Genomic DNA, 25,325 nt, shown 5'->3' on the forward strand with positions numbered 1-25,325 from the left:
GGATGTCTATTACAACATTACTCACCCTCTTGGTCTCTTCTATGCTGATATACTCAGCACCACTTATTTTTACGAGTATCGGAGGAGTTTTCTCTGAACGTGGTGGTGTCGTTAACGTCGGTCTTGAAGGAATTATGGTTATGGGAGCCTTTTCTGGGGTTGTCTTTAACCTTGAATTTGCAGAACAACTTGGAGCAGCGACTCCTTGGATTTCCTTGTTAGTTGCTGGTATCGTGGGAGCTATTTTCTCCCTCATCCATGCAGTCGCAACGGTTCATTTCCGTGCAGACCATGTTGTCAGTGGTACAGTATTGAACTTGATGGCTCCTGCCCTAGCGGTTTTCTTGGTTAAAGTTCTTTATAACAAAGGGCAAACAGATAACTTAAGCCAGACTTTTGGACGTTTTGATTTCCCAGTTTTGGCTGATATCCCAGTGATTGGAGATATCTTCTTCAAGTCTACCAGTCTACTAGGTTATATCGCCATTGCCTTCTCTTTCCTTGCTTGGTTTATTCTCTTTAAGACACGCTTTGGTCTTCGCCTTCGCTCTGTCGGGGAACACCCTCAAGCAGCGGATACCTTGGGGATCAATGTCTACATGATGAGATATTTAGGGGTTGTTATTTCAGGTTTCCTTGGGGGAATTGGGGGAGCAATTTATGCTCAATCCATTTCTGTCAACTTCTCAGTGACAACTATTGTCGGTCCTGGATTTATTGCCCTTGCTGCAATGATCTTTGGTAAATGGAACCCAATTGGTGCTATGCTTTCTAGTCTTTTCTTTGGACTTTCACAAAGTTTGGCAGTTATCGGTTCTCAATTACCTTTCCTACAAGGAGTGCCAGCGGTTTACCTTCAAATCGCCCCTTATGTCTTGACCATTCTTGTCTTGGCAGCCTTCTTTGGAAAAGCAGTTGCACCTAAGGCAGACGGTATCAACTACATCAAGTCAAAATAAGCATACAAAAAAACGTCAGTTTCAAACTGGCGTTTTATTTTTTTGGATTTTGATGGGTTAGGTTCAATCCCCAAGGGACAAGATTTTCTGTTTTATGTTTGATACGTGTGATATTATCCTTGTGACGAATGATAATCAAGCTAGCAAGTGCTAGGATAATCAAAATGAAGAGAGGGTCATAGCTGTTTAGGATAAAACCAAATAGTGGAAATAGGAGAACTCCGATAACGGCTGCGATAGAAGCAGTAACGCTAGACAGTGAAATCATACTACCTAGATAGAGGCTTCCAAAGAATACGATTGCTAGATAGAGACAGAAAACAGGCGCAAATCCGAAAATCACTCCAGCACTGGTTGCGACAGCCTTACCCCCTTTAAATCCTGCAAAGATAGGAAAGGTATGTCCAATTACGGCCAAAAGACCAAAGATGAGAGGTGATACACCTTGAAGGTGGAAAAGGATTGGAAGGAGAGTGGCCAAGGTTCCTTTAAAGAAGTCAATCACAAAGGTTGCCATACCCGCTTTCTTACCTAAAATTCGGAAAGTATTGGTTGTTCCGGTGTTTCCAGAACCATGTTCACGCAGATTTGTTTGAAAGAAGATTTGTCCAATCCAAAGACCAGACGGAATCGAACCTAGCAGATAAGCTAAAATTAATAATACAAATGTCATCATAGAACTATTATATCATGAAATGGTATAGAAAGTCAGAGAATTTCCTGTGAAATTGTGACGGCTGAAAGGGAAAAACTTTGCAAAATTCCTATAAAACCTGTAAAATAGTAAAGATGAACAAATAGGAGGTTCCTTGTGTCAAAAAAGGAAATCAATATTAATAACTACAATGATGACGCCATTCAGGTGCTAGAAGGGTTGGATGCGGTCCGTAAACGTCCGGGTATGTATATTGGATCGACCGACGGTGCTGGTCTCCATCACCTAGTCTGGGAAATTGTGGATAATGCAGTCGATGAAGCCTTGTCTGGATTTGGTGAACGCATTGATGTGACCATCAATAAAGACGGCAGTCTAACCGTTCAAGACCATGGTCGTGGGATGCCAACTGGGATGCATGCCATGGGAATTCCAACTGTTGAGGTTATCTTTACCATTCTCCACGCTGGAGGAAAATTCGGTCAAGGTGGCTACAAAACATCTGGTGGTCTCCACGGGGTGGGATCTTCGGTTGTTAATGCACTCTCAAGTTGGTTGGAAGTTGAAATTACCCGTGACGGTACAGTCTACAAGCAACGATTTGAAAATGGTGGTAAGCCAGTAACAACTCTTGAAAAGGTTGGGACAGCTGCTAAGTCTAAGACAGGTACCAAGGTTACTTTCATGCCTGACGCGACGATTTTTTCTACGATTGACTTCAAGTACAATACCATTTCAGAACGACTCAATGAGTCAGCCTTTCTCTTAAAAAATGTCACCTTGTCTTTGACAGATAAGCGAACAGATGAAGCAATCGAATTCCATTATGAGAACGGGGTACAAGACTTTGTTTCTTACCTCAATGAAGACAAGGAAACCTTGACGCCAGTCCTATACTTTGAAGGCGAAGACAATGGTTTCCAAGTGGAAGTTGCCCTCCAGTACAATGATGGGTTTTCAGATAATATTCTATCCTTTGTCAATAACGTTCGCACGAAAGATGGTGGAACGCATGAGACGGGACTCAAGTCTGCCATTACAAAGGTCATGAATGACTATGCGCGTAAGACAGGTCTTCTCAAGGAAAAAGATAAAAATCTTGAAGGTTCAGACTATCGTGAGGGACTTGCAGCCGTTCTTTCTATCCTAGTTCCTGAAGAACACCTCCAGTTTGAAGGTCAGACCAAGGATAAACTAGGGAGTCCTCTGGCTCGTCCAATTGTCGATGGTATTGTGGCTGATAAGTTAACCTTCTTCCTCATGGAAAATGGAGAACTAGCTTCCAATCTCATTCGTAAGGCTATCAAGGCCCGTGATGCGCGCGAGGCGGCCCGCAAAGCGCGTGATGAGAGCCGAAATGGTAAGAAAAACAAGAAAGACAAGGGCTTGTTGTCTGGAAAATTGACTCCAGCTCAATCTAAAAATCCAGCAAAGAACGAGCTCTACCTAGTCGAAGGGGACTCTGCCGGTGGTTCTGCCAAACAAGGCCGTGACCGTAAGTTCCAGGCTATCTTGCCCCTTCGAGGTAAGGTCATCAATACAGCCAAGGCCAAGATGGCGGATATCCTCAAAAATGAAGAAATCAATACCATGATTTATACCATTGGTGCGGGTGTGGGAGCAGACTTCTCCATTGAAGATGCCAACTATGACAAAATCATTATCATGACCGATGCGGATACTGACGGTGCTCATATCCAAACCTTGCTCTTGACATTTTTCTATCGTTACATGCGCCCGCTAGTTGAGGCAGGCCATGTCTATATTGCCCTTCCGCCTCTTTACAAGATGTCCAAAGGCAAAGGCAAGAAAGAAGAAGTGGCCTATGCTTGGACGGACGGAGAGCTAGAAGAACTCCGCAAGCAATTTGGCAAAGGAGCCACTCTCCAACGCTACAAAGGTCTTGGTGAGATGAATGCGGACCAACTCTGGGAAACAACCATGAATCCAGAGACTCGAACTCTCATTCGTGTCACGATTGAAGACTTAGCACGCGCCGAACGCCGTGTTAATGTCCTTATGGGAGATAAGGTCGAACCACGCCGTAAGTGGATTGAGGATAATGTCAAGTTTACGCTTGAGGAAGCGACAGTATTTTAATAAATTTTAGAATTACAAAGGAGTTATGATGAAAAAAATATATGCTGTTCTATTGGTTGCTTTTATGGCTGTTATTTTATCTGCTTGTGCCTCGAAGGAGGCATGGCTAAAAGGTACATGGACTAGTAATCAAACAAATTCTAAGTATGAATTTAAAGAAGAAAGTGGGAAATGGACTATTTTAAGTGGTGAAAGAAAAATAGCTGAGAATCTAGAAGTAAAGGACCGTAAAGATTCGGTTGTAAACTTAATTGATGATAATGGAATTCGATATCAGGTTGAAAAGAAAGATAAAGATACAATTCATCTTGAAATATTTAATTCAGACGGACTTTCTGCTACTAATGGTCAAAGCTTCGAATTTAAAAAGGATCAATAAAATGACAAAAAGGTTAATCTTTAATTTTAACTAAATTTTAGGTTATTTCAGCTAATAAGCAAAGTAAGATTTCGTTTTATAGAAACTGTGACAGGATTGTTGGATTTTGAATTATATCACAGGTATCAAAAATTATACAGGTAAAGTTTGCTAATCTATTTCCAAGTAAACTACTTTCAATAATGAAGATGAGGAAACCTTGACGCCAGCCCTATACTTTGAAGGCGAAGACAATGGTTTTTAAGTGGAAGTTGCCCTCCAACGCTACAAGGGTCTTGGTGAGATGAATGCGTATCAACTCTGGGAAACAACGATGAATCCAGAAACCCGCACTCTTATCCGTGTCACAATCGAAGACCTAGCCCGCGCTGAACGCCGTGTCAATGTCCTCATGGGAGACAAGGTTGAACCACGCCGCAAGTGGATTGAAGACAATGTCAAGTTTACGCTGAAAGAAGCGACAGTGTTTTAAGGAGTATGATTAATGGATAGTTCAGGACATTCGATTTTTGGAAGTTATTTGGGTTTGGTTTTCTTAGTTTCTTTACCCTCGGCTATTCTTGCATTCTACATTAACAGTCGAAAAAAAAGTTTCCAAGGTTTATATGCACCGATTGTATTTACCTTGTTTATGATCTTGATGCTTTTATTCAATATGGATTCGTCAGAATCCGGTTCTTTAGTGGCATCCTTTGTCATGATTTTATTTGGTTTTCCTTTGATAGCAGGAGCCTTAATCTACACACTTATTCGATTGTGTTATGTCTATCCGGAGAAACGGTGGAAGGCTTTTTTGATTTTCCTATCCTATATTTTAGGTCCCCTATCTGTAGGTGTTCTGGGATCGTATGTGGTAAATTTAGTTCAGATACATCTGTTGACATTCTTGGTAATGATTTTGATGATTCTGGTTTCTTATCTTCCTCCTCTCTATCTCCATTACACCAAACGAAATCAGTAAGACAAGAATACTTTTTGGTAGGGGATAGAGATTAATTGCTTAGCTAATGTCAGAGATGACCGATTGTTTACAATTTATAATAAAAAACAATTTCAAAAAGCTCTAAGTGATGAAGGAGTGAAAGATGAGAAATGACCAGGAAATATTTGAACTAATTTCACAGACTGCTAAATCTTTACAAGTTGAGGCTGTGGCTCTATCTGGTTCGAGAACGGATACAAAAGCACCAAAAGATGAGTTTCAGGACTACGATGTTGTCTATATTGTGGATGACTTAGATTATCTGACGAGGGATCTTTCTTGGCTGACCCAGTTCGGCAAACGTATCATCGAGCAAGAGGTTACTCTGGGACATCGCCGTCTCTACCTCATGCTTTTCGAAGATGGCAATCGGATTGATTTAACCCTCTGCCCCAAAGACCAAATTCAAGAGTGGTTAGAAAACGAAGCGGATTTCACGGTACTAGAGGATCCTAAGGGTTTGTTTGAGTCTTATTATCCCAGGCCAGAACGTTTCTGGATACATCCAGCTAGTGAGATGGATTTTAAAAAAACTTGTAATGAATTTTGGTGGGTGTCAGCTTACGTGGTTAAAGGAATTTGTCGCAAGCAAGTCATATATGCGACAGACCATCTCTACGGTATTTGTCAACAAGAACTCTTAAAAGTTATGGCCTGGCAGGTAGCAAGTGATAGGGGAAGAGTTGATATTGGAAAGAACTACAAGTATCTCTTTAACTATTTACCTGCTGAGAAAGAGAAGGAATTCTCAAATCTACTTGATTTCACAAGTTTAGACAAAATCATTCAGTCTTTATTGGCTACGATGCAAATTTTTCATCAAGAAGCTCAAAGTCTTTCCCAAAAGATGGGCTTTGAATACGATAGGGAAGTAGCTGAGAAGATGATTCAGTATGCTAAGGAGAGACTTCTTAATCGCTAACTACATAAATACCTTAATTTTAAAAGATTAAACTACAGAAAGGATTGTTTGGTTACTTACGGTAACTGAACATGGGACTAATTCCCGTAAAATATCTTTTACTGCATAAAAACTACTCTACATTCTTTGAAAGGAGTTGAACACGCCCTAAATGTTGTGTGAAAAAGATAAATTCTCTTGTGAGCATCGCTCACTGCAATAATTTACTATTTTCACTTTGCATTTTACGGGCTTTGTATCCTATATGAGTAATATCCAAAACATGTCCCTAGAGGACATAATGGGAGAGCGCTTTGGTCGCTACTCCAAGTACATCATTCAAGACCGGGCTTTGCCAGATATTCGTGATGGATTGAAGCCGGTTCAGCGTCGTATTCTTTATTCTATGAATAAGGATGGCAATACCTTTGACAAGAGCTACCGCAAGTCGGCCAAGTCAGTCGGGAATATCATGGGAAATTTCCACCCACACGGGGATTCTTCTATCTATGATGCCATGGTTCGTATGTCTCAGGACTGGAAAAACCGTGAGATTCTAGTTGAAATGCACGGTAATAACGGTTCTATGGACGGAGATCCGCCTGCGGCTATGCGTTATACCGAGGCTCGTTTGTCTGAGATTGCTGGTTATCTTCTTCAAGATATCGAGAAAAAGACAGTTCCTTTTGCTTGGAACTTTGACGATACCGAGAAAGAACCCACGGTTTTACCAGCAGCCTTTCCAAACCTCTTGGTTAATGGTTCGACTGGGATTTCGGCTGGATATGCCACAGATATTCCACCGCATAATTTAGCTGAGGTTATTGATGCGACGGTTTACATGATTGACCACCCAACAGCCAAGGTGGACAAACTCATGGAATTCTTGCCTGGACCTGACTTCCCTACAGGGGCTATCATTCAAGGGCGTGATGAAATCAAGAAAGCCTATGAAACTGGGAAGGGGCGCGTGGTTGTTCGTTCTAAGACGGAGATTGAAAAACTAAAAGGTGGTAAGGAGCAAATCGTTATTAGTGAGATTCCTTATGAAATTAATAAGGCTAATCTCGTCAAGAAAATCGATGATGTTCGTGTCAATAACAAGGTGGCTGGTATTGCTGAGGTTCGTGATGAGTCTGACCGTGATGGTCTTCGCATTGCTATCGAACTCAAGAAAGACGCCAATACCGAGCTTGTTCTTAACTATCTCTTCAAATACACCGACCTACAAATCAACTACAACTTTAACATGGTAGCGATTGACAATTTCACACCTCGTCAGGTCGGGATTGTCCCAATCCTGTCTAGCTACATCGCCCACCGTCGTGAAGTGATTTTGGCTCGTTCACGCTTTGACAAGGAAAAGGCTGAGAAACGTCTTCACATCGTTGAAGGTTTAATTCGCGTAATTTCAATTTTGGACGAAGTCATTGCCCTTATCCGTGCCTCTGAGAACAAGTCTGACGCCAAGGAAAACCTCAAGGTCAGCTATGAGTTTACAGAAGAGCAGGCTGAAGCCATCGTGACCTTACAACTTTACCGTTTGACCAATACAGACGTGGTTGTCTTGCAGGAAGAAGAAGCAGAACTTCGTGAAAAGATTGCCATGCTTGCGGCTATCATCGGTGATGAACGTACCATGTACAATCTCATGAAGAAAGAGCTTCGTGAGGTCAAGAAGAAATTTGCGACACCACGTTTGAGTACTTTGGAAGATACTGCGAAAGCAATCGAGATTGATACAGCTAGTTTGATTGCCGAGGAAGATACTTATGTCAGCGTAACCAAGGCAGGCTATATCAAGCGTACTAGCCCACGTTCCTTTGCAGCTTCTACGCTGGAAGAAATTGGTAAACGTGATGATGATCGTTTGATCTTTGTTCAAGCTACTAAGACAACCCAGCACCTCTTGATGTTCACGACTCTTGGGAATGTCATCTATCGACCAATCCACGAATTGGCAGATATTCGTTGGAAGGATATCGGAGAGCACCTAAGCCAAACTGTCACAAACTTCGAAACTAATGAAGAAATCCTTTATGTTGAAGTGGTAGATCAGTTTGATGATGCGACAACCTACTTTGCTGCAACTCGTCTTGGTCAAATTAAACGTGTAGAACGCAAAGAATTCACTCCATGGCGGACCTACAAGTCTAAGTCTGTCAAGTATGCCAAACTCAAAGACGAGACAGACCAGATAGTAGCAGTAGCTCCAATCAAACTAGATGATGTTCTCTTGATTAGTCAAAACGGTTATGCCCTTCGTTTTAATATCGAAGAGGTTCCAGTTGTTGGTTCCAAGGCGGCAGGGGTCAAGGCTATGAACCTGAAAGCAGATGATGTCCTCCAATCCGCATTTATCTGTAACACTTCATCCTTCTACCTCTTGACCCAACGTGGTAGCTTGAAACGTGTCTCTTGTGAGGAAATTCCGGCGACCAGCCGTGCTAAACGAGGCCTACAAGTCTTGCGTGAGTTGAAAAACAAACCGCACCGAGTCTTCTTGGCTGGAGCAGTTGCAGAGCAAGGTTTCGTTGGTGATCTCTTTAGTACAGAAGTAGAAGAAAACGACCAAACGTTACTTGTCCAATCTAACAAGGGAACAATCTATGAGAGTCGATTGCAAGACCTCAACTTGTCAGAACGTACTAGCAATGGAAGCTTTATTTCAGACACCATTTCAGATGAAGAAGTTTTCGATGCTTACCTCAAAGAAGTCTTTAAAGAGGATAAAGCGAATTCATAAAAAAATCAGTCCAGAGGGCTGATTTTTTGTATTGAAAAATTTTCAGAAAATTACAAATAATACTTGAAATTTTACTAGAAAAGTGTAGAATAGAACACATAGTTTGAATAGTACAAAGGAGAAACACATGACAGTTGCAATTGATTGGGAAAACCTTGGATTTGCTTATATGAAATTACCTTACCGTTATATCGCTCACTACAAAAATGGTCAATGGGATCAAGGAGAATTGACAGAGGATGCAACCTTGCATATTTCAGAGTCTTCTCCAAGTCTCCACTATGGACAGCAAGCATTTGAGGGATTGAAAGCCTATCGTACCAAGGACGGCAGTGTTCAATTGTTCCGTCCTGACGAAAATGCCAAGCGTTTGCAACGTACTTGTGACCGTCTTTTGATGCCACAAGTTCCGACAGAAATGTTTGTAGAAGCTTGTAAAGCAGTTGTGCGTGCCAATGAAGATTATGTACCACCATACGGAACAGGTGGAACCCTTTATCTTCGTCCACTTTTGATTGGTGTTGGAGATATTATCGGGGTTAAACCAGCAGAAGAGTATATTTTCACCATCTTTGCTATGCCAGTTGGTAACTATTTTAAAGGTGGTTTAGTCCCAACCAACTTCTTGATTCAGGATGAATACGACCGTGCAGCTCCGAATGGTACAGGTGCGGCCAAGGTAGGAGGAAACTATGCTGCTAGTCTCCTCCCAGGTAAAATGGCCAAGTCACGCCAATTCTCAGATGTTATCTACCTAGACCCATCTACACATACAAAAATTGAAGAAGTCGGTTCAGCTAACTTCTTTGGAATCACGGCAGACAATGAATTTGTTACGCCATTGAGTCCATCTATCTTGCCATCTATTACCAAGTATTCTTTGCTTTACTTGGCAGAACACCGCTTGGGCTTGACACCGATTGAAGGCGATGTCCCAATTGATAATTTGGATCGTTTTGTAGAGGCAGGAGCTTGTGGTACAGCAGCGGTCATTTCGCCAATTGGGGGAATCCAACATGGCGATGATTTCCATGTTTTCTACAGTGAAACAGAAGTAGGTCCTGTTACACGTAAACTCTATGATGAATTGACTGGTATCCAATTTGGTGATGTAGAAGCACCAGAAGGATGGATTGTCAAAGTGGACTAAAAGACATGAAGTAAAGAAGAACTCCGTAGCAGTTGTAATGGCTGAAATGGAGTTTTTTCTTGCTAGTTTGAGCATTTTCTTGTACAATAGAAAAAGTGAAAAGAGGTAGAGTATGAGTAAAAAAGATAAGAAAATTGAAATCCAATTAACGGATGCAAAAGTGACTGTTGGGAAAGACAGCTATGAAGGCTACGTTTTGACGATCGGGAAAAAGGTTATTGGGGAAATTGCCGAATTAGATAGCCAATTTGCCATCATAAAGAATGGAAATGTCGATAGTTTTTATAAAAAACTTGAAAAAGCTGTGGAAATTTTGATTGAAAACTATAATTTGACAAAATAATACTTGTTTTATTGAAAATTTCATGATATAATAGTTCTCGTTAAACATTGGAGAGATAGCGAAGAGGCTAAACGCGGCGGACTGTAAATCCGCTCCTTCGGGTTCGGGGGTTCGAATCCCTCTCTCTCCATTCATCAATGGGGTATAGCCAAGCGGTAAGGCAAGGGACTTTGACTCCCTCATGCGTTGGTTCGAATCCAGCTACCCCAGTTCTTAGGTAATAAATTCAAGATAAAAAGAAAAATATCTTAGGGTATTTTATTTTTATAATTGAAAGACGTGAACGATATGAACATGTCTTTGCGGGTGCTTAGGAAAAAAATTATAAGTATGTCAAGTTTTTGAAAAAACTTGATTGTTGGAGGATTTTTTAGATGAACGAATTTGAAGATTTGCTAAATAGCGTTAGCCAAGTTGAGCCTGGTGATGTTGTTAGTGCTGAAGTATTGACAGTTGATGCGACTCAAGCTAACGTTGCAATCTCTGGGACTGGTGTTGAAGGTGTCTTGACTCTTCGCGAATTGACAAACGATCGCGATGCAGATATCAATGACTTTGTGAAAGTAGGAGAAGTATTGGATGTTCTTGTACTTCGTCAAGTAGTTGGTAAAGATACTGATACAGTTACATACCTTGTATCTAAAAAACGCCTTGAAGCTCGCAAAGCATGGGACAAACTTGTAGGACGCGAAGAAGAAGTTGTTACTGTTAAAGGAACTCGTGCCGTTAAAGGTGGACTTTCAGTAGAATTTGAAGGTGTTCGTGGATTCATCCCAGCTTCAATGTTGGATACTCGTTTCGTACGTAACACTGAGCGTTTCGTAGGTCAAGAATTTGATGCTAAAATCAAAGAAGTTGATCCTAAAGAAAACCGCTTCATCCTTTCACGTCGTGAAGTTGTTGAAGCAGCTACTGCAGCAGCTCGTGCTGAAGTATTCGGTAAATTGGCTGTTGGTGATGTCGTAACTGGTAAAGTTGCTCGTATCACAAGTTTCGGTGCTTTCATCGACCTTGGTGGGGTTGACGGATTGGTTCACTTGACTGAATTGTCACACGAACGTAACGTATCACCTAAATCAGTTGTAACTGTTGGTGAAGAAATCGAAGTGAAGATCCTTGATCTTAACGAAGAAGAAGGTCGCGTATCACTTTCACTTAAAGCAACAACACCTGGACCATGGGATGGCGTTGAGCAAAAATTGGCTAAAGGTGACGTAGTAGAAGGAACAGTTAAACGTTTGACTGACTTTGGTGCATTTGTTGAAGTATTGCCAGGTATTGATGGACTTGTTCACGTATCACAAATTTCACACAAACGTATCGAAAATCCAAAAGAAGCTCTTACTGTTGGTCAAGAAGTTACTGTTAAAGTCCTTGATGTTAACGCTGACGCAGAACGTGTATCACTTTCTATCAAAGCTCTTGAAGAACGTCCAGCTCAAGAAGAAGGACAAAAAGAAGAAAAACGTGCTGCTCGTCCACGTCGTCCAAAACGTCAAGAAAAACGTGATTTCGAACTTCCAGAAACACAAACAGGATTCTCAATGGCTGACTTGTTCGGTGATATCGAACTTTAATCAAATTGATAATCACAAAATCCTTTGTTTAAAACAAGGGATTTTTCTTTTGTCTCTTTCTCATTTTTGATATAATAGTTCTATGTTAGATTCAGAAAAACAATCACAATATCAAATGTTAAATGAGGAACTCTCTTATTTACTAGAAGGTGAGACCAATGTTCTTGCCAATCTTTCAAATGCTAGTGCCCTCCTAAAATCTCGCTTTCCGAATACTGTATTTGCAGGGTTTTATCTGTTTGATGGTAGCGAGTTGGTTTTAGGGCCTTTTCAGGGTGGTGTTTCTTGTATTCGCATTCCGCTTGGGAAAGGCGTGTGTGGAGAAGCTGCTGAGTTTCAAGAGACTGTTTTGGTTGGCGATGTGAGCACCTATCCAAACTACATTTCTTGTGATAGTATGGCCAAGAGTGAAATCGTGGTTCCTATGCTCAAGAATGGTCGATTGCTGGGTGTCTTAGACTTGGATTCTTCACTTATTGATGATTACAATGTCATTGACTGTGATTATTTGGAACAATTTGTCGCTATTTTGCTTGAGAAGACAGAATGGGACTTTACGATGTTTGAGGAGAAAGCCTAATGTATCAAGCACTTTATCGAAAATATAGAAGCCAGACTTTTTCACAACTGGTAGGCCAAGAAGTTGTGGCTAAAACCCTAAAACAAGCGGTCGAGCAGGAAAAGATTAGTCATGCCTATCTTTTCTCAGGCCCTCGTGGGACTGGGAAGACCAGTGTAGCCAAGATTTTTGCCAAGGCTATGAACTGTCCGAACCAAGTGGACGGAGAACCGTGTAATAACTGCTATATCTGCCAAGCAGTGACAGAAGGTAGCTTAGAAGATGTTATCGAAATGGATGCGGCTTCGAATAATGGAGTTGATGAAATCCGTGAAATTCGTGATAAATCCACCTATGCTCCTAGTTTGGCACGTTATAAGGTCTATATCATAGACGAGGTTCATATGCTGTCTACAGGAGCCTTTAATGCGCTTTTGAAGACTTTGGAAGAACCAACTCAAAATGTTGTCTTTATCTTGGCGACCACCGAATTGCACAAGATTCCAGCAACTATTTTATCGCGTGTCCAACGTTTTGAGTTTAAATCGATTCGAACTCAAGATATCACGGCACATATTCATCATATTTTAGAAAAAGAAAATATCAGTTCTGAACCAGATGCTGTGGAAATCATTGCCAGACGAGCTGAAGGTGGGATGCGGGATGCCTTATCCATTCTGGACCAAGCTTTGAGTTTAACACAGGGAAATGAGCTCACGACAGCTATCTCTGAGGAGATTACAGGCACCATTAGTCTATCAGCACTTGATGACTATGTAGCTGCCTTGTCTCAGCAGGATGTTTCAAAAGCGCTTGATTCTTTGAATCTTTTGTTTGAAAATGGCAAGAGCATGACTCGTTTTGTGACGGATCTTTTGCAGTATTTGCGTGATTTACTAGTTGTTCAGACAGGTGGCGAAAATACTCATCATAGTCCAGTTTTTATGGACAATCTAGCTCTTTCTCAGGAAAGTCTCTTTGAAATGATTCGAATAGCGACTGTGAGCTTGGCGGATATGAAAGCTAGCCTGCAACCTAAGATTTATGCTGAGATGATGACCATTCGTTTAGCTGAGATTAAGCCCGAACCAGTGCTTTCAGAAGCTGTCGAAAGTGAGATTTCTGCACTGAGACAGGAAGTCGCTCGTCTTAAACAAGAACTTGCCAATGTTGGAAAAGCTCCTAAACAAGTGGTACCAGTCCCTAGCCGTTCAACCACTTCTAAGACAGTCTATCGAGTAGACCGTAATAAGGTTCAGGCTATCCTACAAGAAGCTGTTGAAAATCCTGAATTGGCACGGCAAAACTTGATTCGCCTTCAGAATGCATGGGGGGAAGTGATCGAAAGCTTAGCTGGTCCTGATAAGGCTCTGCTTGTTGGTTCTCAACCAGTTGCAGCCAACGAACACCATGCTATTTTAGCTTTTGAATCTAATTTCAATGCTGGACAAACTATGAAACGGGATAACCTCAATACCATGTTTGGCAATATTCTCAGCCAAGCGGCTGGATTTTCACCTGAAATCCTGGCAATTTCCCTAGAGGAATGGAAAGAGGTTCGTGCAGCATTTTCAGCTAAAAACAAGTCTTCTCAAGCAGATCAAGAGGTAGAAGAAGAAAGTCTGATTCCAGAGGGATTTGAATTTCTGGCTGATAAAGTCATGGTTGAAGAAGACTAAAAGTGGATTTCATGGTACAATAATCCTATGACTAGACAACAATTTATCGTGATAGCACTATTTACTGCTGCTGAGACTTATTTTTTCAATGAAGCTTGGATGACGGGTCGCTATTTCATGGCAGCATTTTGGGCTATTCTACTTTTTCGAAATTTTAGGTTAAGTTATGTAATGGGTAAAATAGTAGATGCCATTGATCAGCACCTAAACCGTAAGGATTAGTCACTAGCTTCTAAACAAAATCAAAGCCTTTTAGGCTTTTTTTTGTTATACTAGTAGAGTATATTTATGGACCTTTTCTTGTATTTTTTAGAGAAATGTAAGTGATTTCTTTAAGGGTAAAGGAAGTAGGCCAGAAAAAGAAAGGAACTATCATGTCAGTATTAGAGATCAAAGATCTTCACGTTGAAATTGAAGGAAAAGAAATTTTGAAAGGGGTCAATCTGACTCTGAAAACAGGAGAAATCGCAGCTATCATGGGACCAAATGGTACTGGTAAATCAACTCTTTCTGCAGCTATTATGGGGAACCCTAACTATGAGGTTACCAAAGGTGAGGTCTTGTTTGATGGCGTAAACATCCTTGAGTTGGAAGTGGATGAGCGTGCGCGTATGGGACTTTTCCTTGCTATGCAATACCCATCTGAAATCCCTGGAATTACCAACGCTGAATTTCTTCGTGCAGCCATGAATGCCGGTAAAGAAGATGATGAAAAGATTTCGGTTCGTGAGTTCATCACTAAACTAGACGAGAAAATGGAATTGCTCAACATGAAAGAAGAAATGGCAGAGCGTTACCTCAACGAAGGCTTCTCTGGTGGTGAGAAAAAACGCAATGAAATTCTTCAACTTTTGATGTTGGAACCAACTTTTGCTCTTTTGGATGAGATTGACTCAGGTCTTGATATTGATGCCCTTAAAGTCGTATCGAAAGGTGTCAATGCTATGCGTGGCGAGGGTTTTGGTGCTATGATTATCACTCACTACCAACGTCTTTTGAACTACATCACACCAGACGTGGTCCACGTGATGATGGAAGGTCGTGTGGTCCTTTCTGGTGGTCCAGAATTGGCTGCCCGTTTGGAACGTGAAGGATACGCAAAACTGGCTGAAGAACTTGGCTACGACTACAAGGAAGAATTGTAATTCCCTCGTATCTTTTAGGAGAAGTAAATGACTAAAGAGAATATTAAACTTTTTTCAGAAATGCACGCTGAACCAAGCTGGTTGGCTGACCTCCGTCAAAAAGCTTTTGATAAGATTGAGAGTTTGGAATTACCAGTTATTGAGCGTGTCAAATTTCACCGTTGGAATCTGGGAGATGGAACCATCACAGAAAGTGAACCTTCAGCAAATGTTCCTGACTTCACGGCTCTAGATAATCACTTGAAGTTGGTGCAAGTAGGAACGCAGACTGTTTTTGAACAAACTCCAGTTGAGTTGGCTGAACAAGGTGTTGTCTTTACAGACTTTCACTCAGCTTTAGAAGAAATTCCAGAACTTATCGAGGAATTCTTCATGTCATCTGTTAAGTATGACGATGACAAGTTGGCAGCCTACCATACAGCTTACTTTAACAGTGGTGCTGTTCTCTACATTCCTGATAATGTTGAGATTACAGAGCCAATCGAAGGAATTTTCTACCAAGACAGTGATAGCGATGTGCCATTTAACAAGCATATTATGATTATCGCTGGTAAAAATTCTAAGATTAGTTATCTTGAACGTCTAGAGTCACGAGGTGAAGGTAGTGCCAAGGCAACTGCTAATATCACGGTTGAAGTGATTGCTCGTTCAGGTGCGCAAGTGAAGTTTGCTGCTATTGACCGTTTAGGTGAAAATGTCACTGCCTACATTAGCCGTCGTGGTAAACTAGGCAACGATGCCAGCATTGACTGGGCAATCGGTGTCATGAACGAAGGAAATGTCGTTGCGGACTTTGATAGCGACTTGATTGGAAATGGTAGCCATGCTGACCTTAAAGTCGTAGCTCTTTCAAGTGGCCGTCAGGTGCAAGGGATTGATACTCGAGTGACTAACTATGGATGTAACTCAATCGGAAATATCCTCCAACATGGGGTTATCCTTGAAAAAGCTACCTTGACCTTCAATGGTATTGGCCACATTATCAAGGGTGCCAAGGGAGCAGATGCGCAGCAAGAGAGTCGTGTTCTTATGCTTTCAGACCAAGCACGTTCAGATGCCAACCCAATTCTTTTGATTGATGAAAATGACGTAACTGCAGGTCACGCGGCTTCTATCGGTCAGGTGGATCCAGAAGATATGTACTACCTCATGAGCCGTGGCTTGGATAAGGCGACTGCTGAGCGTTTGGTTGTTCGTGGTTTCCTTGGCTCCGTAATTGTTGAGATTCCAGTTAAAGAAGTTCGTGACGAAATGATTGCAACTATCGAAGAAAAATTGTCAAAACGCTAAGGGGAAGCCTATGTTAGATGTAGAAGCGATTCGCAAGGATTTTCCAATTTTGGACCAGATTGTCAACGATGAACCTCTGGTCTATCTGGACAATGCTGCGACGACACAAAAACCATTAGCAGTTCTGGAAACAATCAACCGCTACTATGAGCAGGACAATGCCAATGTTCACCGTGGTGTTCATACCTTGGCTGAGCGAGCAACAGCTTCTTATGAAGCTGCTCGTGAAACCATTCGTAAGTTTATCCATGCAGGCTCTACAAAGGAAGTTCTCTTTACCAGAGGAACGACAACCAGCCTTAACTGGGTGGCATGCTTCGCTGAGGAAATCCTGACTGAGGGAGACCAGGTCTTGATTTCTGTCATGGAACACCATTCCAATATCATTCCTTGGCAAGAGGTCTGCCGCAAGACTGGGGCAGAGCTTGTCTATGTTTATCTCAAGGATGGAGCTCTGGATATGGATGACTTGCGAGCTAAATTGACTGGTAAAGTCAAGTTTGTCTCCTTAGCTCATTCCTCTAATGTCCTTGGTGTGGTCAATCCGATCAAGGAAATCACTCAATTAGCCCACCAAGTTGGAGCTATTATGGTGGTGGATGGTGCTCAATCTACACCCCATATGAAGATTGATGTCCAGGACTTGGATGTGGACTTCTTTGCTTTTTCAGGTCACAAGATGGCTGGACCAACTGGTATTGGTGTTCTTTACGGTAAAGAAAAGTATCTGGAACAAATGTCACCAGTTGAGTTTGGTGGCGAGATGATTGATTTCGTCTATGAGCAATCTGCTAGTTGGAAGGAATTGCCTTGGAAATTTGAGGCTGGAACGCCAAATATGGCAGGTGCTATTGGACTTGCTGCAGCAGTGGATTATCTGGAAAAGATTGGTATGGACTCCGTTGAAGCTCATGAACAGGAATTAATCTCATACGTCTTTCCAAAATTGCAGGCCATTGAAGGTTTGACCATTTATGGTTCGCAGGACTTGGCTAAACGTTCAGGTGTCATTGCCTTTAACCTAGGGGATCTTCACCCTCACGATCTTGCAACAGCACTGGATTATGAAGGAGTGGCTGTTCGCGCGGGCCATCACTGCGCGCAACCCTTGCTTCAGTATTTAGAAGTCCCAGCAACAGCTCGTGCAAGTTTTTATATCTACAATACCAAGGCAGATTGTGACAAGCTAGTCGATGCCCTACAAAAGACAAAGGAGTTTTTCAATGGCACTTTCTAAACTAGATAGCCTTTATATGGCAGTGGTGGCAGACCATTCGAAAAATCCACATCACCAAGGGAAGCTGGAAGATGCTGAGCAAATCAGCCTCAATAATCCAACCTGTGGGGATGTCATCAACCTCTCTGTCAAGTTTGACGCAGAGGACCGTTTGGAAGATATTGCTTTTCTAAATTCAGGATGCACGATTTCAACTGCCTCTGCTAGCATGATGACAGATGCAGTTTTAGGCAAGACCAAACAAGAAATTTTAGAGCTTGCGACCATTTTTTCAGAAATGGTTCAAGGTCAAAAAGATGACCGCCAAGACCAACTTGGCGATGCAGCTTTCTTATCAGGTGTTGCCAAATTTCCTCAACGAATCAAGTGTGCAACCCTAGCTTGGAATGCCCTTAAGAAAACAATTGAAGATCAAGAAAAACAGTAAGACAAGTTTCTTTTGTCTTACGAATCAGTAGAAATGAAGAATGAAAGAAAGGATATTATGGCTGAAGAAAGAGTAGAACCAAAACCAATTGACCTTGGTGAATATAAATTTGGTTTCCATGACGATGTAGAGCCTGTCCTATCGACAGGAAAAGGATTGAACGAAGAAGTCATTCGCGAATTATCAGCTGCTAAGGGAGAACCTGAGTGGATGTTAGAATTCCGTTTGAAGTCTTATGAAACCTTCAAAAAAATGCCTATGCAAACCTGGGGGGCAGACTTGTCAGAGATTGACTTTGATGACTTGATCTATTACCAAAAACCATCTGATAAACCAGCCCGTTCTTGGGATGATGTACCTGAAAAGATTAAAGAAACCTTTGAACGTATCGGTATTCCAGAAGCTGAACGTGCTTATCTAGCAGGTGCTTCTGCCCAGTACGAGTCAGAAGTGGTTTACCACAACATGAAGGAAGAGTTCCAGAAATTGGGGATTATCTTTACAGATACGGATTCTGCCCTCAAGGAATACCCAGACTTGTTTAAACAATACTTTGCGAAGTTGGTACCGCCGACAGATAACAAGTTGGCAGCCCTCAACTCTGCAGTATGGTCGGGTGGAACCTTTATCTACGTGCCAAAAGGTGTCAAGGTAGATATTCCACTTCAAACTTATTTCCGTATCAACAACGAAAATACAGGTCAGTTCGAACGTACCTTGATTATCGTTGATGAGGGAGCAAGTGTCCACTATGTAGAAGGATGTACAGCACCAACATATTCAAGTAATAGCCTGCACGCTGCTATTGTAGAAATTTTCGCTTTGGACGGAGCTTATATGCGTTATACTACTATCCAAAACTGGTCAGATAACGTTTATAACTTGGTAACGAAACGTGCCAAAGCCTTGAAAGATGCGACTGTTGAGTGGATTGATGGAAACTTGGGTGCCAAAACAACCATGAAATACCCATCTGTTTACCTAGATGGAGAAGGGGCCCGTGGTACTATGCTCTCTATCGCCTTTGCTAATGCTGGTCAACACCAAGATACTGGTGCCAAGATGATCCACAACGCACCGCATACAAGCTCGTCTATCGTTTCTAAATCCATCGCTAAAGGCGGAGGGAAGGTTGACTACCGTGGACAAGTAACCTTTAACAAGAACTCTAAGAAATCTGTTTCTCACATCGAGTGTGATACCATTATCATGGATGACTTATCAGCTTCAGATACCATTCCATTTAATGAAATCCACAACTCGCAAGTTGCATTGGAACACGAAGCCAAAGTATCTAAGATTTCAGAGGAACAACTCTACTACCTCATGAGCCGTGGTTTGTCAGAATCTGAGGCAACTGAGATGATCGTTATGGGATTTGTAGAGCCCTTCACTAAAGAACTTCCAATGGAATACGCAGTTGAGCTGAACCGCTTGATTAGCTATGAGATGGAAGGATCGGTAGGATGAGGGCAAAAAGGAGAAGCAAATGGGATTCTTAAAAAAATTATTTGGCAATGTTGAAAAAGCGAATAAAGGCGAAATTCCTGCTGAAGAAATTGTTCCACCTTTTACAGTTGATTTAGTAGAAGAAGCAGATGATTATTGGCGACAAATGGAACAAAACCTCTTGATAAACGCTGTAAAAGCTGCTGGTGGTCCTGAGGCAGTAGAACGTGCATTTGTTCTTGCTAATTTCAAGGAAAATCAAGAAACCTTTGAGCTCTTTTATCAGGTAAATGGTCAACTTCTTTCATGGAGAGAGATGGATGCGACTGTAGTTGATAAAATCAGCAATCAACTCCTTCCGCAAGCGGCAGAAGTAGCGCGTGCAGTAAATGAAAATTATGAAGAGGCAGATGTACCAGTAATCCAGTACGCTATGCTTCAGTTTGAAACTGCAACCATGGCTTGGTTTGGACGGAAGCTGACAACAGCTTCTCCAGAAGCACAACTGACTTTTGAAGAATTGGTATCTGGTTGGCGCGCTATTTTGGAACAAGAAGTTCCAAATCGTCCTTTAGATAGTGACCGTCCCTTCCCTTACTTTGAAGTTTAAAAAATCCCAAATCCCCAAAAAATTTTCAATGGAGTATACTGTTGAGCCTACTCGCTTGATGAGTAACTAATTGAAAGAATCAGTGGGTAAAAATGCAAATTCTGAACAGAAATCCTTTCTGTTCAGAATTTTTTTCAAAAAAGAACCTAATAAATATTCACAAAAATGCTTTTATATGGTAAAATAAAACAATTACATTTAGTGGAGATGAAGTATGAATATTTTTAGAACCAAGGATGTTAGTCTGAGACAGACAGAGATGCACCGTCATTTGAAGTTGTGGGATTTGATTCTTCTAGGGATTGGTGCCATGGTGGGGACAGGGATTTTCACCATTACAGGAACAGCAGCGGCTACCCTAGCTGGTCCATCACTAGTGATTTCCATTGTGATTTCTGCCCTGTGTGTTTCTCTATCAGCCCTCTTTTTTGCAGAATTTGCCTCTCGTGTGCCTGCAACTGGTGGTGCTTATAGTTACCTCTATGCGATTCTAGGAGAATTGCCAGCCTGGATTGCTGGCTGGCTGACCATCATGGAATTCATGACGGCTGTTTCAGGTGTTGCGTCTGGCTGGGCAGCTTACTTTAAGGGACTGCTCAATAATTATGGTATCTCCATGCCCCAAGCCTTGAATGGAACCTTTAATCCTGAACAAGGAACCTATATTGATCTTCTGCCTATTTTAGTACTAACATTGGTAACGGGATTGGTTTTATTAAATTCCAAGGCAGCCTTGCGATTTAATTCGCTTTTAGTGGTCTTGAAATTCTCAGCTCTGGCCTTATTTATCCTAGTTGGTATTTGGTACATTAAGCCTGAAAATTGGACGAATTTTGCTCCATTTGGTTTTGGTCAACTATATGGTGGAAGTACTGGGATTATGGCGGGTGCATCTTTGATGTTCTTTGGATTTTTCGGATTTGAGTCTATTTCCATGGCAGTTGATGAAATTCAAAGCCCGCAAAAAAATATTCCTCGCGGAATTGTCCTTTCTCTGACAATTGTCACCATTCTCTATGCTTTGGTAACCTTAGTATTGACAGGGATTGTTCACTACAGTAAGCTCAATGTGGACGATGCAGTAGCATTTTCATTACGGAGTATTGGTATCGGCTGGGCGGCCAATTATGTTTCGCTTGTAGCCATTCTAACCCTGATAACCGTATGTATCTCCATGACTTATGCTTTGTCTCGGATGATTTATAGTTTAGCGCGTGATGGACTTTTACCTCAAAGTTTCAAACAATTAAGCAAGACCAGTCGCGTTCCTAAAAATGCGACCCTCTTAACAGGAGTTGCTTCAGCCATTGCTGCAGGGGTCTTTCCTCTAGCCAGTATTGCAGCCTTCTTAAATATTTGTACGCTAGCTTATCTCATTTTGCTAGCCTACGGAATAATAAAACTCAGAAAGGATAAGGGTATGCCAAAAGAGGGAGAGTTTAAAACTCCCTTGGTGCCACTTTTGCCAATTCTTTCCATTCTTATCTGTGTTTCCTTTATGCTTCAATATAGCCTAGATACCTGGATTGCCTTTGGCATTGCTCTTGTAGTTGGCCTAGTCATTTACTTTGCTTACGGGCTTCGCCATTCAACGCTTGCAGAAGCAGAATAAAAGCTGGGAATTCCCAGCTTTTTTAATCTTTCACATAAGTAAATCCTTCACCCAGAATTTCATGAGCCTCAGTGATGGTGATAAAGGCTTGAGGGTCGATTTTGTGAATCATATCTTTCATTTTAACGATTTCGTTCCGACCTACGATACAGTAGATAATTTTTAAATCCTTTTTGCTGTAGTAGCCTTGACCAGATATAAAGGTAACGCCACGTCCGAGTTCATCGTTAATCTCTTTGGCCAATTGATCAGGATATTGGGTAATAATCATAAATCCTTTACCAGCATAACCTCCTTCGCCGATCAAGTCGATAACACGAGCGATGATAAAGTCAAATAAGAGGGTATAGGTAACTAGACGAAGATCCTGGAAGATAATCAAAATCAACATTAGGATAAAAAAGTCAATCCCAAAAAGCAATTTACCAATCGAAATATTAGTGTATTTGTTGAGGATACGGGCAACGATATCAGAGCCACCAGTGGTTCCACCAGCATTAAAGATAATTCCTAAACCAACCCCCAGTAAGACTCCTGAGACTAAAGCGACAATGATGAGATCCCCTTGCAAGTCGATGTGCAAAGGAATGCGCTCAAAGATTGCTAGCCAAACGGAAAGTGAAATAGATCCTAGAAGGCTAGAGTAGAGGGTCTTAGGTCCAAATATCTTCCAAGCCAGGATAAATAAAGGGATATTGATTAAGAGGTTCATCAATGAGACAGGAATTTTAAAAAGATAGTAGGTAATCAAGGTAATACCTGTCGCCCCTCCCTCAAATAAATGATAAGGAACAACAAAGTAGGTAAGACCGAAGGCATAGATAGCAGCTCCAAGAATAATGGTGATAATCGGTTGAAGTTTTCGAATCATGGCTGTTCCTCACTTTTCTATAGATAGATTATACCAAAAATTCAGTTCTTTTCATCGGATCACTGATGATTTTTTATCATTTTTTTGATATAATAAAGGAGAAAATCCCAATCCTATCGAGAAGAATAGAAAGATTGAATTATGACACAAGTAAAAATTGTAACGGACTCTTCTGTTACTATCGAACCAGAAGTAGTTAAAGAATTAAATATCACCGTTGTTCCTCTATCAGTTATGATTGATAGTGTGCTTTATTCGGATGCAGATTTGAAAGAGGGAGAATTCCTTCATCTTATGCAACAAAGCAAGAATCTGCCTAAAACAAGTCAGCCACCTGTGGGAGTGTTTGCTGAGATCTTTGAAGAACTAGGTAAAGATGACAGTCAAATTATCGCCATTCACATGTCCCATGCCTTGTCTGGAACTGTGGAAGCTGCTCGCCAAGGGGCAAGTCTCTCTACTGCTGATGTAACGGTTATTGATAGTTCCTTTACAGATCAAGCGATGAAGTTCCAAGTTGTTGAAGCCGCAAAACTTGCTAAAGAAGGTAAAGATTTAGAAACGATCTTGGCTCATGTAGAGGACGTCAAAAATCATACAGAACTCTATATCGGTGTTTCGACGCTAGAAAATTTAGTTAAAGGTGGTCGTATTGGACGTGTGACAGGATTACTAAGTTCCCTCTTGAATATTCGTGTAGTAATGCAGATGAAGAACCACGAACTCCAACCAATCGCCAAAGGACGTGGAGCGAAAACTTTCAAAAAGTGGCTTGAGGAATTAACCAATACTCTTTCCCAAAAATCAGTTGCAGAAATTGGAATCTCCTATGCTGGAACGAACGAATTGGCGAATGAGATGAAGGCATTATTGCAACCTTATGTTGAGAAGCCAATCTCTGTATTGGAAACTGGCTCTATTATTCAAACTCATACTGGAGAGAATGCTTGGGCAATTCTAATTCGCTACAATTCCTAAAAAATAGAGAAAAAATGGTCAAAATAGTGTTTTTGACTTGACCTATAGCCGATTTTAGGATATGATTATATTTGTTAATTAGAAATTATTTGGAGGATTTGTTAACATGGCAAACAAACAAGATTTGATCGCTAAAGTAGCAGAAGCTACAGAATTGACTAAGAAAGATTCAGCAGCAGCAGTTGACGCTGTATTTGCAGCAGTAACTGAATACCTTGCAGCTGGTGAAAAAGTTCAATTGATCGGTTTCGGTAACTTTGAAGTTCGTGAGCGTGCTGCACGTAAAGGTCGCAACCCACAAACTGGTAAAGAAATCAAAATCGCAGCTTCTAAAGTTCCAGCATTCAAAGCTGGTAAAGCTCTTAAAGACGCTGTTAAATAATGAATTTTCAAAAAGCCTATTGTATCAAGCTTCATTGCTTGGTCGATAGGCTTTTTTTGTTTATTTGAAAAGTTGAGTTATCATTCTGTACAAAAAGAAAAAGGTTCCCATGTTTGAGAACCTTCTTTTCATTAGTTTTTAGAAGCTGCTTGGAATTCAGGGTTTTTCCATGCTTCATCAATGATAGCTTGCAATTCTTTAGCAGATGCTTGCATTTTTTGAGTTTCAGCGTCGTTCAATGGAATGTTTACTGGACGAACAATACCGTGTGCACCAACAACAGCTGGTTGACCGATAAAGACGTTTTTAACACCGTATTGACCTTCTTGGAAGACTGAAAGTGGAAGTACTGCATTTTCGTCATCAAGGATTGCTTTTGTGATACGAGCAAGTGCTACAGCGATACCGTAGTATGTAGCTCCTTTTTTGTTAATGATTGTGTAAGCAGCGTCACGAACACCTTCGAACAATTCAATCAATTCAGCTTCTTGAACGTTTTGAGTATCTTTAAGGAATTCTTCTAGGTTTACACCAGCGATGTTAGCGTGTGACCAAACCGCAAATTCAGAATCTCCGTGTTCACCCATGATGTAGGCGTGAACTGAACGAGCATCAACATCCAATTTTTCAGCAAGTGCTTGACGGAAACGTGCTGAGTCAAGTGAAGTACCTGAACCGATAACACGTTCTTTAGGGAATCCAGAGAATTTCCAAGTTGAGTAAGTCAAAACGTCAACTGGGTTAGCTGCAACAAGGAAGATACCATCGAAACCTGATTCAACAACTTGTGTTACGATTGATTTGTTGATAGCCAAGTTTTTACCTACAAGGTCAAGACGAGTTTCACCTGGTTTTTGAGGAGCACCTGCAGTGATAACAACAAGGTCAGCGTCTGCACAGTCAGAGTATTGAGCAGCGTAGATTTTTTTAGGTGAAGTGAAGGCAAGGGCGTGGCTAAGGTCAAGCGCATCACCAACAGCTTTTTCGTGTAATTGTGGAATTTCGATAATTCCAAGCTCTTGTGCAATTCCTTGGTTAACAAGTGCGAAAGCGTAAGATGAACCTACGGCACCGTCACCAACAAGGATCACTTTTTTGTGTTGTTTAGTTGAAGTCATTATCTAAACATCTCCTTCATTTTTTTTAGGGGAATCCCCAGACAATTTCATTCTATCACTTTTGAAAAGCTTTGTCACGAATATTCTATTCGGTTATCGATGTAAACGTTTTAGTGATTTCAGAAGGCTGAAATGAGGGACGAATTATGGTATAATATATCTAATTACTAATAGTG

At 41.3% G+C, this 25,325-nt stretch carries 24 protein-coding genes, 2 tRNA genes and 1 pseudogene; 24 read left to right on the plus strand and 3 right to left on the minus strand.

Annotation, left to right across the window (positions count from 1 at the left end; translation table 11 throughout):
- Positions 1-2 precede the first annotated feature (2 nt).
- Positions 3-959, plus strand: coding sequence for an ABC transporter permease (locus MP387_RS03765; RefSeq protein ID WP_242747790.1), 957 nt, complete (start codon positions 3-5; stop codon positions 957-959).
- 34 nt (positions 960-993) lie between these two features.
- Here the strand turns inward: MP387_RS03765 and plsY are convergent, their stop codons facing one another.
- Positions 994-1,635: a glycerol-3-phosphate 1-O-acyltransferase PlsY gene (gene plsY / locus MP387_RS03770; RefSeq protein ID WP_242747792.1), complete on the minus strand. Its 642-nt coding sequence runs from the start codon at positions 1,633-1,635 to the stop codon at positions 994-996.
- 135 nt (positions 1,636-1,770) lie between these two features.
- Between plsY and parE the strand changes: the two genes are divergently transcribed.
- The 21 genes and pseudogenes from parE (at position 1,771) to MP387_RS03875 (ending at position 21,800) form a co-directional block, all read left to right on the plus strand.
- The gene (parE, locus tag MP387_RS03775; RefSeq protein WP_242747794.1) at positions 1,771-3,714 is read left to right on the plus strand and encodes a DNA topoisomerase IV subunit B; all 1,944 of its coding nucleotides are present in this window, start codon (positions 1,771-1,773) and stop codon (positions 3,712-3,714) included.
- Positions 3,715-3,742: 28 nt separating this feature from the next.
- On the plus strand, positions 3,743-4,093 hold the full coding sequence (locus MP387_RS03780; RefSeq protein WP_242747796.1) for a lipoprotein: 351 nt from the start codon (positions 3,743-3,745) through the stop codon (positions 4,091-4,093).
- 256 nt (positions 4,094-4,349) lie between these two features.
- Positions 4,350-4,565: pseudogene (locus tag MP387_RS09160) on the plus strand (toprim domain-containing protein); the annotation flags it as partial.
- A 12-nt stretch (positions 4,566-4,577) separates the two neighbouring features.
- Positions 4,578-5,054, plus strand: coding sequence for a hypothetical protein (locus MP387_RS03790; protein ID WP_242747799.1), 477 nt, complete (start codon positions 4,578-4,580; stop codon positions 5,052-5,054).
- A 124-nt stretch (positions 5,055-5,178) separates the two neighbouring features.
- Positions 5,179-5,997: an aminoglycoside 6-adenylyltransferase gene (locus MP387_RS03795; protein ID WP_242747801.1), complete on the plus strand. Its 819-nt coding sequence runs from the start codon at positions 5,179-5,181 to the stop codon at positions 5,995-5,997.
- 244 nt (positions 5,998-6,241) lie between these two features.
- A complete protein-coding gene (gene parC / locus MP387_RS03800; RefSeq protein ID WP_242747803.1) occupies positions 6,242-8,722 on the plus strand; it encodes a DNA topoisomerase IV subunit A in 2,481 nt (826 codons plus the stop codon).
- Positions 8,723-8,825: 103 nt separating this feature from the next.
- On the plus strand, positions 8,826-9,872 hold the full coding sequence (locus MP387_RS03805) for a branched-chain amino acid aminotransferase (RefSeq protein ID WP_278192664.1): 1,047 nt from the start codon (positions 8,826-8,828) through the stop codon (positions 9,870-9,872).
- A gap of 112 nt (positions 9,873-9,984) precedes the next feature.
- Complete coding sequence (locus MP387_RS03810) at positions 9,985-10,215, plus strand: DUF2969 domain-containing protein (RefSeq protein WP_000037107.1); 231 nt, start codon at positions 9,985-9,987, stop codon at positions 10,213-10,215.
- Positions 10,216-10,264: 49 nt separating this feature from the next.
- Positions 10,265-10,345: transfer RNA gene (locus tag MP387_RS03815), tRNA-Tyr, on the plus strand.
- A gap of 8 nt (positions 10,346-10,353) precedes the next feature.
- Positions 10,354-10,425 (plus strand) — tRNA-Gln (locus tag MP387_RS03820).
- A 164-nt stretch (positions 10,426-10,589) separates the two neighbouring features.
- Positions 10,590-11,792, plus strand: a complete 1,203-nt coding sequence (gene rpsA / locus MP387_RS03825; RefSeq protein WP_001001617.1) for a 30S ribosomal protein S1 — start codon at positions 10,590-10,592, stop codon at positions 11,790-11,792.
- An 82-nt stretch (positions 11,793-11,874) separates the two neighbouring features.
- Positions 11,875-12,372, plus strand: coding sequence for a GAF domain-containing protein (locus tag MP387_RS03830; RefSeq protein WP_242747807.1), 498 nt, complete (start codon positions 11,875-11,877; stop codon positions 12,370-12,372).
- Positions 12,372-14,030, plus strand: a complete 1,659-nt coding sequence (gene dnaX, locus MP387_RS03835; RefSeq protein ID WP_242747809.1) for a DNA polymerase III subunit gamma/tau — start codon at positions 12,372-12,374, stop codon at positions 14,028-14,030. The genes MP387_RS03830 and dnaX overlap by 1 nt, the downstream gene beginning before the upstream one ends.
- A gap of 27 nt (positions 14,031-14,057) precedes the next feature.
- Positions 14,058-14,252 carry a DUF3272 family protein gene (locus MP387_RS03840; RefSeq protein WP_000198269.1) on the plus strand — a complete coding sequence of 65 codons (195 nt, stop codon included), beginning with the start codon at positions 14,058-14,060 and terminating at the stop codon, positions 14,250-14,252.
- Positions 14,253-14,404: 152 nt separating this feature from the next.
- Positions 14,405-15,175 (plus strand): Fe-S cluster assembly ATPase SufC, encoded by a 771-nt coding sequence (gene sufC / locus MP387_RS03845; RefSeq protein ID WP_000114489.1) that lies wholly within the window; start codon positions 14,405-14,407, stop codon positions 15,173-15,175.
- A 27-nt stretch (positions 15,176-15,202) separates the two neighbouring features.
- Positions 15,203-16,465, plus strand: a complete 1,263-nt coding sequence (gene sufD, locus MP387_RS03850; RefSeq protein ID WP_042768928.1) for a Fe-S cluster assembly protein SufD — start codon at positions 15,203-15,205, stop codon at positions 16,463-16,465.
- A gap of 10 nt (positions 16,466-16,475) precedes the next feature.
- Positions 16,476-17,702: a cysteine desulfurase gene (locus MP387_RS03855; RefSeq protein WP_242747811.1), complete on the plus strand. Its 1,227-nt coding sequence runs from the start codon at positions 16,476-16,478 to the stop codon at positions 17,700-17,702.
- The gene (gene sufU / locus MP387_RS03860; RefSeq protein ID WP_001218473.1) at positions 17,689-18,129 is read left to right on the plus strand and encodes a Fe-S cluster assembly sulfur transfer protein SufU; all 441 of its coding nucleotides are present in this window, start codon (positions 17,689-17,691) and stop codon (positions 18,127-18,129) included. The genes MP387_RS03855 and sufU overlap by 14 nt, the downstream gene beginning before the upstream one ends.
- A gap of 57 nt (positions 18,130-18,186) precedes the next feature.
- On the plus strand, positions 18,187-19,599 hold the full coding sequence (sufB, locus tag MP387_RS03865) for a Fe-S cluster assembly protein SufB (protein ID WP_000797056.1): 1,413 nt from the start codon (positions 18,187-18,189) through the stop codon (positions 19,597-19,599).
- Positions 19,600-19,618: 19 nt separating this feature from the next.
- Entirely contained in the window at positions 19,619-20,188 is a 570-nt protein-coding gene (locus MP387_RS03870) for a hypothetical protein (protein ID WP_242747813.1), read from the plus strand.
- A 214-nt stretch (positions 20,189-20,402) separates the two neighbouring features.
- On the plus strand, positions 20,403-21,800 hold the full coding sequence (locus tag MP387_RS03875; RefSeq protein WP_242747816.1) for an APC family permease: 1,398 nt from the start codon (positions 20,403-20,405) through the stop codon (positions 21,798-21,800).
- 22 nt (positions 21,801-21,822) lie between these two features.
- Here MP387_RS03875 and MP387_RS03880 read toward each other — a convergent pair whose 3' ends face one another.
- Positions 21,823-22,671 carry a YitT family protein gene (locus MP387_RS03880; RefSeq protein WP_000619787.1) on the minus strand — a complete coding sequence of 283 codons (849 nt, stop codon included), beginning with the start codon at positions 22,669-22,671 and terminating at the stop codon, positions 21,823-21,825.
- Positions 22,672-22,812: 141 nt separating this feature from the next.
- Between MP387_RS03880 and MP387_RS03885 the strand changes: the two genes are divergently transcribed.
- Both MP387_RS03885 and MP387_RS03890 read left to right on the plus strand, forming a co-directional pair.
- Positions 22,813-23,649, plus strand: a complete 837-nt coding sequence (locus tag MP387_RS03885; RefSeq protein WP_242747818.1) for a DegV family protein — start codon at positions 22,813-22,815, stop codon at positions 23,647-23,649.
- 106 nt (positions 23,650-23,755) lie between these two features.
- On the plus strand, positions 23,756-24,031 hold the full coding sequence (locus tag MP387_RS03890) for an HU family DNA-binding protein (RefSeq protein ID WP_001284636.1): 276 nt from the start codon (positions 23,756-23,758) through the stop codon (positions 24,029-24,031).
- A gap of 131 nt (positions 24,032-24,162) precedes the next feature.
- On the opposite strand, the gene MP387_RS03895 is transcribed toward MP387_RS03890, so the two are convergent.
- The gene (locus MP387_RS03895) at positions 24,163-25,149 is read right to left on the minus strand and encodes an L-lactate dehydrogenase (RefSeq protein ID WP_000204722.1); all 987 of its coding nucleotides are present in this window, start codon (positions 25,147-25,149) and stop codon (positions 24,163-24,165) included.
- Between the last annotated feature and the right edge of the window lie 176 nt (positions 25,150-25,325).

The sequence above is a fragment of the Streptococcus oralis genome (assembly GCF_022749195.1).
Classification (GTDB): Bacteria; Bacillota; Bacilli; order Lactobacillales; family Streptococcaceae; genus Streptococcus; species Streptococcus oralis_CI.

Excerpts from the sequence above, each read along its gene's own strand:
- MP387_RS03765 (WP_242747790.1), top strand. The coding sequence starts at position 3 with ATGTCTATTACAACATTACTCACCCTCTTGGTCTCTTCTATGCTGATA.
- plsY (WP_242747792.1), bottom strand. The coding sequence starts at position 1,635 with ATGATGACATTTGTATTATTAATTTTAGCTTATCTGCTAGGTTCGATT.
- MP387_RS03780 (WP_242747796.1), top strand. The coding sequence starts at position 3,743 with ATGAAAAAAATATATGCTGTTCTATTGGTTGCTTTTATGGCTGTTATT.
- MP387_RS03790 (WP_242747799.1), top strand. The coding sequence starts at position 4,578 with ATGGATAGTTCAGGACATTCGATTTTTGGAAGTTATTTGGGTTTGGTT.
- MP387_RS03795 (WP_242747801.1), top strand. The coding sequence starts at position 5,179 with ATGAGAAATGACCAGGAAATATTTGAACTAATTTCACAGACTGCTAAA.
- parC (WP_242747803.1), top strand. The coding sequence starts at position 6,242 with ATGAGTAATATCCAAAACATGTCCCTAGAGGACATAATGGGAGAGCGC.
- MP387_RS03810 (WP_000037107.1), top strand. The coding sequence starts at position 9,985 with ATGAGTAAAAAAGATAAGAAAATTGAAATCCAATTAACGGATGCAAAA.
- rpsA (WP_001001617.1), top strand. The coding sequence starts at position 10,590 with ATGAACGAATTTGAAGATTTGCTAAATAGCGTTAGCCAAGTTGAGCCT.
- MP387_RS03830 (WP_242747807.1), top strand. The coding sequence starts at position 11,875 with ATGTTAGATTCAGAAAAACAATCACAATATCAAATGTTAAATGAGGAA.
- dnaX (WP_242747809.1), top strand. The coding sequence starts at position 12,372 with ATGTATCAAGCACTTTATCGAAAATATAGAAGCCAGACTTTTTCACAA.
- MP387_RS03840 (WP_000198269.1), top strand. The coding sequence starts at position 14,058 with ATGACTAGACAACAATTTATCGTGATAGCACTATTTACTGCTGCTGAG.
- sufC (WP_000114489.1), top strand. The coding sequence starts at position 14,405 with ATGTCAGTATTAGAGATCAAAGATCTTCACGTTGAAATTGAAGGAAAA.
- sufD (WP_042768928.1), top strand. The coding sequence starts at position 15,203 with ATGACTAAAGAGAATATTAAACTTTTTTCAGAAATGCACGCTGAACCA.
- MP387_RS03855 (WP_242747811.1), top strand. The coding sequence starts at position 16,476 with ATGTTAGATGTAGAAGCGATTCGCAAGGATTTTCCAATTTTGGACCAG.
- sufU (WP_001218473.1), top strand. The coding sequence starts at position 17,689 with ATGGCACTTTCTAAACTAGATAGCCTTTATATGGCAGTGGTGGCAGAC.
- sufB (WP_000797056.1), top strand. The coding sequence starts at position 18,187 with ATGGCTGAAGAAAGAGTAGAACCAAAACCAATTGACCTTGGTGAATAT.
- MP387_RS03870 (WP_242747813.1), top strand. The coding sequence starts at position 19,619 with ATGGGATTCTTAAAAAAATTATTTGGCAATGTTGAAAAAGCGAATAAA.
- MP387_RS03875 (WP_242747816.1), top strand. The coding sequence starts at position 20,403 with ATGAATATTTTTAGAACCAAGGATGTTAGTCTGAGACAGACAGAGATG.
- MP387_RS03880 (WP_000619787.1), bottom strand. The coding sequence starts at position 22,671 with ATGATTCGAAAACTTCAACCGATTATCACCATTATTCTTGGAGCTGCT.
- MP387_RS03885 (WP_242747818.1), top strand. The coding sequence starts at position 22,813 with ATGACACAAGTAAAAATTGTAACGGACTCTTCTGTTACTATCGAACCA.
- MP387_RS03890 (WP_001284636.1), top strand. The coding sequence starts at position 23,756 with ATGGCAAACAAACAAGATTTGATCGCTAAAGTAGCAGAAGCTACAGAA.
- MP387_RS03895 (WP_000204722.1), bottom strand. The coding sequence starts at position 25,149 with ATGACTTCAACTAAACAACACAAAAAAGTGATCCTTGTTGGTGACGGT.